This window comes from Okeania hirsuta (assembly GCF_003838195.1).
Classification (GTDB): Bacteria; Cyanobacteriota; Cyanobacteriia; order Cyanobacteriales; family Microcoleaceae; genus Okeania; species Okeania hirsuta.
Genome location: NZ_RCBY01000251.1, coordinates 1 through 9,929 on the forward strand (window position 1 = coordinate 1; position 9,929 = coordinate 9,929).

At 38.9% G+C, this 9,929-nt stretch carries 12 protein-coding genes; 5 read left to right on the plus strand and 7 right to left on the minus strand.

The features are described from left to right. Positions 1 to 43: 43 nt before the first annotated feature. From D5R40_RS40115 to D5R40_RS36130, 3 genes are all read left to right on the plus strand, one after another. Entirely contained in the window at positions 44 to 244 is a 201-nt protein-coding gene (locus D5R40_RS40115) for a hypothetical protein (RefSeq protein ID WP_240041665.1), read from the plus strand. Between the two features lie 6 nt (positions 245 to 250). Then, entirely contained in the window at positions 251 to 634 is a 384-nt protein-coding gene (locus D5R40_RS40120; protein WP_275670350.1) for a TOMM precursor leader peptide-binding protein, read from the plus strand. Between the two features lie 140 nt (positions 635 to 774). After that, positions 775 to 918 (plus strand): DUF5837 family cyanobactin class RiPP, encoded by a 144-nt coding sequence (locus D5R40_RS36130; protein ID WP_161564480.1) that lies wholly within the window; start codon positions 775 to 777, stop codon positions 916 to 918. A gap of 174 nt (positions 919 to 1,092) precedes the next feature. Here D5R40_RS36130 and D5R40_RS26855 read toward each other — a convergent pair whose 3' ends face one another. Then, on the minus strand, positions 1,093 to 1,479 hold the full coding sequence (locus tag D5R40_RS26855; RefSeq protein WP_124144641.1) for a hypothetical protein: 387 nt from the start codon (positions 1,477 to 1,479) through the stop codon (positions 1,093 to 1,095). 276 nt (positions 1,480 to 1,755) lie between these two features. After that, the gene (locus D5R40_RS26860) at positions 1,756 to 2,646 is read right to left on the minus strand and encodes an ABC transporter permease (RefSeq protein ID WP_124155473.1); all 891 of its coding nucleotides are present in this window, start codon (positions 2,644 to 2,646) and stop codon (positions 1,756 to 1,758) included. Positions 2,647 to 3,343: 697 nt separating this feature from the next. Here D5R40_RS26860 and D5R40_RS26865 point away from each other — a divergent pair. After that, positions 3,344 to 4,303: a CHAT domain-containing protein gene (locus tag D5R40_RS26865; RefSeq protein WP_124144643.1), complete on the plus strand. Its 960-nt coding sequence runs from the start codon at positions 3,344 to 3,346 to the stop codon at positions 4,301 to 4,303. 316 nt (positions 4,304 to 4,619) lie between these two features. On the opposite strand, the gene D5R40_RS26870 is transcribed toward D5R40_RS26865, so the two are convergent. Beyond that, positions 4,620 to 5,369 carry a hypothetical protein gene (locus D5R40_RS26870; protein WP_124144644.1) on the minus strand — a complete coding sequence of 250 codons (750 nt, stop codon included), beginning with the start codon at positions 5,367 to 5,369 and terminating at the stop codon, positions 4,620 to 4,622. Positions 5,370 to 5,730: 361 nt separating this feature from the next. Continuing rightward, positions 5,731 to 6,552 (minus strand): YaaW family protein, encoded by an 822-nt coding sequence (locus tag D5R40_RS26875; RefSeq protein ID WP_124144645.1) that lies wholly within the window; start codon positions 6,550 to 6,552, stop codon positions 5,731 to 5,733. A gap of 130 nt (positions 6,553 to 6,682) precedes the next feature. Between D5R40_RS26875 and D5R40_RS26880 the strand changes: the two genes are divergently transcribed. Beyond that, on the plus strand, positions 6,683 to 7,792 hold the full coding sequence (locus D5R40_RS26880; RefSeq protein ID WP_124155474.1) for an NAD(P)/FAD-dependent oxidoreductase: 1,110 nt from the start codon (positions 6,683 to 6,685) through the stop codon (positions 7,790 to 7,792). 402 nt (positions 7,793 to 8,194) lie between these two features. Here the strand turns inward: D5R40_RS26880 and D5R40_RS26885 are convergent, their stop codons facing one another. The 3 genes from D5R40_RS26885 to D5R40_RS26895 all read right to left on the minus strand — a co-directional run. After that, on the minus strand, positions 8,195 to 8,812 hold the full coding sequence (locus tag D5R40_RS26885; RefSeq protein WP_124155475.1) for a hypothetical protein: 618 nt from the start codon (positions 8,810 to 8,812) through the stop codon (positions 8,195 to 8,197). 180 nt (positions 8,813 to 8,992) lie between these two features. Then, the gene (locus tag D5R40_RS26890; RefSeq protein ID WP_161565079.1) at positions 8,993 to 9,649 is read right to left on the minus strand and encodes a HEAT repeat domain-containing protein; all 657 of its coding nucleotides are present in this window, start codon (positions 9,647 to 9,649) and stop codon (positions 8,993 to 8,995) included. Between the two features lie 43 nt (positions 9,650 to 9,692). Then, the coding region (locus tag D5R40_RS26895) for a HEAT repeat domain-containing protein (protein ID WP_205127705.1) at positions 9,693 to 9,929 on the minus strand (237 nt) is incomplete at its 5' end.

Sequence of the window (9,929 nt, forward strand, 5' to 3'; positions counted from 1 at the left end):
TTTAGTCAAAATCTAAACCAATTTTTGGCAATATCATTCCATAATGTGCAACCCCAAAAAATCTAGTGCGAGTAAAAGAGAAATTTCTGGATCTCTCCCTACTTCTTTTGGTTACCTACCTTCAACTATGGCAACTGCCATCAATCTAATAACCACTGAAGTTGCCAAATGGATAGTACAAAGATGTGGGGTGGAAATGCCTAACTTTACTACCCTCGCTGGAAAAGTGATTACCTTTAACTAGACAAACCTGACCACAGAAACTCATATTTTGAGTAAACGACCTCAATGTCAAGCTTGCGGCGATCCTAAATTACTCAAAGACATGGCATTTTATCCTCTGACTCTCACCAGTCGCAAAAAACATTTTACCTCTGATGGCGGTCATCGCGCATTCACTCCCGACCAAACAACAAAACGCTACGAACAACTAATAAGTCCCGTTACTGGAGTTGTCAGTGCTTTAGTACGAACCTCTGACCCAAATAATTCTCTAATCCATACCTACAATGCTACTCATAGTTTCGGTAGTGCCAAAACCCTCAGTGCTTTGCGTCGTTCTCTTGGTCATAAAAGTGGAGGAAAAGGTAAGAGCGGAAGTCGAGGATTTAAACCCAAGCTTTTAGCGCGCTGAAAGCTGAGTGCTGTTTGCAGAGCATTCCGGTACGGAAAATGCTGATAGCTACTTAAGTTAAGCTCATTAACTTGACAGTAGTGACTCATAAACCTAAAATGCAAGCAAATTAAGCTAAAAATACACAGAGGAATAATCCGATGGCCAAGAAAAATCTGATGCCACAACAACAAAAGCCTGTGATTCGCTTGAACATTGAAAAACCTATAGAGGGACTTGAAGAAGAAAACCTGACTACTGGTTTCGCCTCCAGGGAGGAATCAGCCTTACAGATGTTCCTATGATAGTGACGCAGAATAACCCTGCTCCATGGAATAATATAATTCAGTCGATCCTCATACAATGCGTAAGGGCGAATGGTTATTCGCCCCTACAATACAATTATAGACTCTTATCTTTAAATACTGATTTGAGGAACAGAGCGATCGCTGGAATAAATAACTATACTATGTGGTCGATTAAGGATTAACTTCACTCTCACCTAGGGTAGAAGCAGGAGTATCACCGACAGCATTCTGTGATGGTTCTATTAGCTGCTGCTGTTTATTGCGAAACTGCGTCGCTGCATCATTAATACTGTCACGTTGTTCGAGCATATACTCTTTCATATTCCGGTTATTTCCCAGTCTTGAGTTATGAATAATATCGAACATATTCAACCCACCGGAACCACTGAAAGGATCGGGGTTATCTACAGTTTGCAAATCCTTTAGAGGATTAACTGTATTAGTTTCATAAGATTCAGCAAAAGATGGCTGAGGTAGGAATATAGTTATTATTCCTGTAGTTAAGGTGCTAAAAATGATTTTTGTCAAAAGTTGAGTAGACATAGGTCGTATCGTCATTTTTTTAGGAAACTTTAGATATATAGCATACAACTTTTTTGGTCTGTTTGAAGAAGAGATATTATTTTACGGTAGCATTAGATTATTGGGGAGGGGGCGGGTTTATCCAAATTTAATGTTGAGCAATTAACTTAACGTGGAACCCACCCCTACCCGATGCAACATTTTAGGAGTCTAACGCTACTACATTTTTAGCGTCAGAACGGTTTTAACCGGAGGTAATTATCAATTATCCATGATCAATTATCAATTAATGAACCACCCGATCGAATCAATTTAGGCAAACCGACGACGTAATAAAGGCTGAATTGCTACTAAAGTCACTACATCAAAGACCAAAAGTACCAACAATGCTGTACCAAAAGAAATATCAGCAAAAGGTGTTTCCATGATTATACTACCAATAGACCAGTCACTATGTAGATACAAATAGCGAATCGGCTCGATCGCGTAAGTCAAAGGATTTACACTTGCCACTACCTGTAACCAATTAGGCATAAAAGATAGAGGTGCTAGAGCAGTACTAGCAAATAGTAAAGGTAAGTTAGTGACAAAAATAACTGCCAAAAGTTCAATGTGACCGGGTAAAGCAAAGGCCAGACCCAAACTTAAACCTGTCACGCCCAAAACCAACATTAGGACAATCAGGGCGATGGTAGCTAATCCTAATGTACCAGGTAATCCAGCGCCCAAAAATGCACCAGCACCGATGATTATTGCTGACTGAATCAAACTCAGAGTGATAATAAAGGTAGCTGAAGCTAAGACAATAGAAAAGCGGGATGTTAATGGAGCCACCAATAGGCGGTTGAGAAAGCCAAATTCTCGGTCAAACATGACTGGCAAACCAGCATTAAGAGCACCTGCAAAAGCGGTGAAGACAATAATACCAGCACCGAGAAATTGTCCATAGTTTTGACTTTCGCCAAATAAACCTTGAGGTACATTTTGGAAAAGTGCCCCAAATAGGATTAACCACATCAGGGGTTGGATAATTCCAGCTATTAATGTCGAAGGGCGTCGTTTTAGTTGGATAAATAACCGACGGGTTAATGCTAGAGTTTCTTGGAAGAAATCTCCTACTACAGAACCGGAGGTTAAAGATGTCGTTTTAGTGTCAGACAACTGACTAATATTTGGTTGGGAAGGAGTAATAGTACCACTCATATTAGACTTTAGATATTATTAGTGCAGAATGTATGGACAAAAGATAATACGACAATGTGGAAGTTAAAGATTTTTAACTTATTATTAATATTTTTCCACTGTATGCTAATGACTTTTGCCCAATACACTGGTAATTTTAACACTGCTATTTAGAAATGGCAGAATAGCAGAAGGAAGAAGGAAGAAGAAAGAAGGAAGAAGGAAGAAGCAAAAGTCTTGCTTTGTTTGAGCTTTAAGCTTTTGATATGTCTGCGCCCTTTGCTTCGACTGCTATAGCAGAAGGAAGAAGGAAAAACTTAGCGTTGTCTGAGTTTTAAGTTTTTGATATGTCTGCGCCCTTTGCTTTGACTGCTATAATAATTATTAAAAAATATTGAAGATATAGCAGGACAAAGAATGTAGGTTGGGTTAAGCGCTAGCGTAACCCAACAAACCCAAAATGCTTCTTGTGTTTAGCTGACTCAACTCAACCTACACAGATACAAGAGGAGTTGTTGGGTTTCCTGCTGATACCCAACCTACACATATATCAGGACTTACGCACGGACACGCTTATCGAGTGAGGGCGGCATTCGGAGCTTTGCGGAACGCGCCATTTGAGGGCGAATGGCATTCGCCCCTACCTTAATTTGGGTTTTGCCACCCTTCCACAATAGCAACTCCCACATTACAGCGGTTTTCATATGAATAAACCACAATGTTCAAACATTCCCCATGGCATCATCTTCAGTCCTACATTCCGCACTTCATGGGAGAATTTCTCCAACAACTCGCCCAACGCTTACAAATAAATCAACTTATTACCAAACATCTCACAGACATCAAAGAATTAATTATTGTGCCTCATATATTCCTGCATCAAATTCCATTTGCTGCTTTACCCATCACAACAGAAACTGTGACCATCGCAGACAACCTACCTATGGATAATACCAAAGGCATGAAATTTAATCCGCGCCCCACTCAAACCCAAACCACAACTATATCCAAAACCTATCTAAGTGACAAATTCCGTTTGCGAGTCGTATCCAGTTGTCAAATACTCAGCTATTGCGATAACTGCAACAAAACCACCAACTCCCCAAAAATGGGAATAGTCGAAAATGCAACAGGCGACCTCGAAGGTAGCGAGTACGAATGCCAAAACCTCGCGCAAATGTTCCAAGTGCCGAATAACCTGCACCTCAAATATCAACAAGCAACAGTAAACAACTACCGTCAACTGGCAAAACAAGTACAAATTCTCCATTCGAGTCATCACGCTAGCGCCGACTTAATCAACCTCCTAGACTCAAAACTACATTTATTTGATGGGGATGTCACCCTTGGAGATGTGTTTACCTGGCGTTTACCAAAATTAACTGATGTCTTCCTCTCCTGTTGCGAAACTAACCTCACTTTTAGCAACAAACTTAACGACGACATTCTAAGTATTGCAGCAGGTTTCCTCAGTGCAGGCGCCCTGAGTGTAGTTAGTACATTGTGGTCAGTGGAAGACAAATCCACTGCTGAGTTTTGCCAGTTATATTATCAGTTCCGCAACCAGGGAGAAACTCGCCCGGAAGCATTACGAAAAGCTCAGTTTGAACTTCGGAAAAGGGAAAATTTCAAACATCCCTATCATTGGGCAGGTTTTGTTTCTCAAGGGTTAGAGTAATTAGGAGTCAGGAGTCAGGAGTCAGAATTTCAAAGGCTTTCAGTTATAGCAGGGAACAGGGAACAGGGAACAGGGAACAGTGTTCAACAATGAATAATGAATAATGAATAATGAATAATGAATAATGAATAATTACCTCTCCTTGAAAAGAAGAGGATTGACAAATTCATGAAAATTTTTTTTTATTATCCCCTTAAAAGGGGAGACGCATACCCACAATTTTTCGGTAATACTTATGGGGACTGTAGCAAAAACAAGTTCAAAATATAAATTTGATTTTGACGAAAAGGACAATATCACCTAAGTCCTAACAAACTTAAGTAATTAAGGTACTTTGTTCAACATTTATCATCCTTGCATAGAGAATTTGCTCATTAATTTCTAGATTATTAATTAAGCTTAAAGAAGTTACAATACCATCGCCTATTAATTCTCCTTCTATCTCTCCATACTCGACCTGCAAAATAATATTATCTGCCCGTGAATCATTAGATACACTATCGGGATCTTGCCAGGTTCCCAAACCACTAATTTCTGTTGTTGCTTTCATAAAATTTAATGATTCAGATTTGAATCTGGGTACAGTTAATGTTAATAATTCCTGTTCAAATCTAGTAAATTTAACATGATTACTTTCATCTCCAAATAGCAGTGCAAAAAGTACATCCTTAGCTAGAAGAAGTAATTCATTACCCTGGTTACTCCGATATTTTTCTGTTATTAAGTCAGTGCCTTTTTCTGGAGGATTATTAATTAAATATCCAGCTTCTATTAGTTGATTGCGGTCTCTTTTTTCATGTTTTTTGAGGAAATTATCTAATTTTTCTCTATCTAATGCCATATCTTTCAGGCGTTCTATTCTTGAAAGCCTCTCTTGAGCTTTTTGTTCTTGAATAGCTTTAATATCTTTCTTTTTTATATATAAAGAATCTAAAGTTAAACGTATAATTTGTTCAATTAACCATTCTCGGTCTTGTTGTACTAAATAACTGCGTAATTTTTCCTCGAACTGAGGAGCTAGCTCTTCTTTAACAGAACTAACTATACCTTGAATATTCAGACTCATTTCTGCTCTCCTAAGCACTGGTAATTCAAACAATAGATTTGTTTGGTATTTTACTCATTCTATAATATAGAGCCACTTTATAGATATTGATTGATAATTTTAAATTTCTTCTACTATAATTTTATTTCCTAGTTCAATTACTCTAATGGCAATTTTCTGTAATTACTAAATTGAACTGCTATTCTATTCAACTATATGTATATAGTTCTAATAATAATTAAATTGTTTTAGAGCTTTATATAACTCTAAAATAAAACCTAAATTATAACGCATCCTTCGCTCTCCAATCCAAATCGGCATTTTTGCAGAGGTCTATTATCCATCATCCGTACATCCGTGGCATAATCCGTGTCTAGCCACCCTAATTCAACAACCGAATCTGGGCCAAAACAAAAACAGCAGGAATCACACGGCCATAATTTGTAGCGATCGCTCTCCAACCCAAATCGGCCAAAAACCAAGTCCAGAGCATCGGGCCTAAAAAACTTAAAGCTGTCCTTGCTGCCCCATAACGAGCTGCACTTATGGCCATACCTCGATTAGCCATCTGCATAGTTATGTGACTTTGAAACTGAGCTGCTGCGGTTGCCCCACCCCTAACTAATGCTGCTTTTGTCACTTGATATTTAGCAAAATGAATGGCAAACTGGCGGGCAAATTCCTTAAGTAAAATGGGTTTCAAAATCGAACTCACGGCCAAAGCACTACCACCTTTCAACAGTAAACTTAATGGATTTTTTTGTATTAATATTGGTAAAGGCTGAGGCACATTAGATTCGGCAAGGGATCGACATATACTTTGGCTTAAGACCTCTTGTTCTGATTTTGGTAGGCGTTTCCATGCCTGACCTAAAACATGAAGAAATACCTCTGCTTCTAAATCTATAGTTGAAAGCTCTTGAGAGTAGGAAATTTTCAGATAACGACAAATTTTGATTAAAGCTTGCCGATAGGTTATTTGTTGAGTGCGCCCTCGCAATACAGTCATGCCATCTGCCACCAGATAACAAAATCTTTGCTCTAGGGCGTCTAACCAGGCATCGCGATCGCGACTTTGTACATCTATGGGTAGAGGAGTCTGGAAATAATCCAAAGGATTAATTCCGCGCCCAAACAAAAGTTCTGTTAACTGCTGTAACTCCTCTTCTGTTGCTAATTCTAGTGCTGCTCTTAGTTCATTCAACTTAATATTCCTCCACACCCACCAAGCATGACTTAGTTATTTTACTTTAGTTTGAGAGGCAAATTACCAAATTAAGGTTGAGTGCCAGATAATTATAACATAACTATCTATTGTCGCCAGGAAAATTATTATGGGATCGCAACAATTTGATGTTACAGTAATTGGTGCTGGTATGGCTGGTTTAGTCTGCGCTCAACAACTCCAGCAGGCTGGTTATTCGGTGGTGGTAGTGGAAAAGTCTCGGGGAGCGGGGGGACGGATGGCAACTCGCCGTGTATCAGGAACTCGTGTAGATCATGGGCTACGTTATCTCGAACCCAAAGGTAAATTTTTGCAACAATTAATTAATTATCTAGAAAGAAAAAAAAATGGCCTTTCTTCCCAGCACATTCTGCAACTTTGGACTGATAAAATTTATGAACTAACTCAACCCCAGGGGTTAATACTTCCTCTTACCAAAGATTGTTATATTGCGCCCCAGGGAATGAACTCTGTGGGTAAATTTCTTGCCCAAAATTTAGAGGTTTGGTTTAGTAGGCGAGTGGAAACTATGCAAGCAACAGCAGACAAAAATTGGCATCTGAGTCTGGAAGTTACTAATGATGTTGCTACTGAAAAACCTATAGAAGTAATATCGAAAGCTGTTGTTGTAGCTATTCCTGCACCTCAAGCATTAATGATTTTAGATAAACCTGTTGCGGAAACGCCACCCGAATTTCTCAATAATTTGCGTTTTGTGGAATATGACCCCTGTATTACTGTGATGGCGGGATATTCTCCAGTTCTACAGGAAAATTTACCGGAGTGGCGATCGCTTGCTTTTCCTAATGATGACTATCTTGCTTGGGTAGGTTTTGATAGCAGTAAACGCCCTCATTCTACTCAACCTGTATTTGTCATTCAAAGCAACGCCAAATTTGCCACTACCCACCTCGACAGCACAAACTTACAACCAGCAGGGCAAGAATTACTAGAGTATACAGGGCAACAATTGACGCCATGGTTAAAATCTCCAGAATGGTTGCAAGTACATCGGTGGCGTTATGCTTTTTGTCGTCAACCTTTAGCTGTTTCTTGTCTGACTACAGAATTACCATTGCCATTAGTAGGTGCAGGTGACTGGTGTGCTGGAGATAATATTGAGGGTGCTTTCGCTTCTGGCCTAGTAGCAGCAAATTGGGTAAATAGTAAACTACAGAATTTGTCATTACCAGGGGAAAGTTTTTTGAGAGAAATTTAATCTTGTATAGCAGGCAACAGGCAACAGTGGGAAAAACATTGCCTAATCTAAGATTCATCATTAGTCTATGTCCTAACCAACTCGTTCCTTTCCGGATAATTACTATATCTAAGTCATTGCGACTGGAACGGAGTGGAAGGAAGCAATCTCCGCGCAACCCTTAGATTGCTTCCTATCGTCGCAATGACAACTATTCAACCAGATTTTATTATATCTAAGTCATTGCGACTGGAACGGAGTGGAAGGAAGCAATCTCCGCGCAACCCTTAGATTGCTTCCTATCGTCGCAATGACAACTATTCAACCAGATTTTATATGATTTCTTCTTTAACGGTGCCCTGCGACGGATTATTAAATGCTTTTCATCTTCTAAATTGTTGCCGTCTAACGCATCTACATATTTTACTGTTTGTTGGGCAAATTACTATTAATTCCCAGGGATAAAATTCCCAATATTTTCTCTAAGTTATTAATAAAGTATTCAGTTAGATCGATATGAACTTCTGTATTTTCTAATTGTAAGAATTTCCAAATATTTCCAGTGGTGACGACACCGTAAATGGTGGAAATTTGATTGCCTTGTTGTTGATTAAATATTTGTGCTGCAATCATTTCTGCTAGGCATTGCCCTAATCCCGCGTTTAAGTTTTCTTTTTTAGCTTCTACAATGGCAAAAACTGGAGATTTAATAAATAGTTGTTCTGGGTCTAGACTAATGAGAAAGTCACAAGTACCGTTTAATCCTCTGGCAGTATCGACGTTAAATTCTGTTCCGGAAAACAGGCTAATTTGATTATTCAGGATTTTTCTGAATTCTATTAAAATTGGGGCAATAATCATTTCAGAACGGGCTTTTTCTGTATTAATTGCTAAGGCTAATGGTAAGTTATTTTGTAATGTTTGTTTTAGAAAATCGCTTGGTTTAATTTCTGGAATATTGGCAAAAAAATCGACTTTTTCATTGATTGTTAAGGAAAATTCTTGTTGAATTTTGGGTAATGTTAAATCGCTGTAAGGCATTTAATTGTTGCTCCTTATTTTTTTTCTGTGAAATATTTATTAATTGGCGTTGCTGATTTTGGGTATGATTTGTATTTTTTTGTAATTTATAAACCATTGAATAACAACTATTTCAAATTGTTCAATTTTTATTTTCATACCTTGATTCAGCAACGCCTATTAATTGAACAACTAGGTTTTTTACTTTTCAAGCTTTGAATTAATGCCTAACTTTTTTAACGCCTCTGCAGCAGAATCACGCACCCATAAATCTTCATCTAGAAGTAAAGCTAAAAGAACTTGGACTACAGGTTCAGAACCATTGCCTAATTTGACTAACGCCTCTGCAGCAGAATAACGCACCAATGAATCTTCATCTTGAAGTAAAGGTAAAAGAGCTTGCACCACTGGTTCAGAATCATTGCCTAAGTTGCCTAAAACCTGTGCAGCAGAATAACGCACCGATGAATCTTCATCTAGAAGTAAAGCTAAAAGAACTTGGACTACAGGTTCAGAACCATTGCCTAATTTGACTAACGCCTCTGCAGCAAAATCACGCACCAATGAATCTTCATCTTGAAGTAAAGGTAAAAGAGCTTGGACCACAGGTTCAGAACCATTGCCTAACTTGCCTAACGCCTCTGCAGCATAATGACGCACCCCTGGTTTTTCATCTTGAAGTAAAGGTAAAAGAGCTTGGACCACAGGTTCAGAACCATTGCCTAACTTGCCTAACGCCTCTGCAGCATAATGACGCACCCCTGGTTTTTCATCTTGAAGTAAAGGTAAAAGAGCTTGGACCACAGGTTCAGAATCATTGCCTAAGTTGCCTAACGCCTCTGCAGCAGAATAACGCACCAATGAATCTGGACCACAGGTTCAGAATCATTGCCTAAGTTGCCTAACGCCTCTGCAGCAGAATAACGCACCAATGAATCTGGACCACAGGTTCAGAATCATTGCCTAAGTTGCCTAACGCCTCTGCAGCAGAATAACGCACCAATGAATCTTCATCTTGAAGTAAAGGTAAAAGAGCTTGGACCACAGGTTCAGAACCATTGCCTAACTTGCCTAACGCCTGTGCAGCATAATGACGCACCGATGAATCTTCATCTTGAAGTAAAGGTAAAAGAGCTTG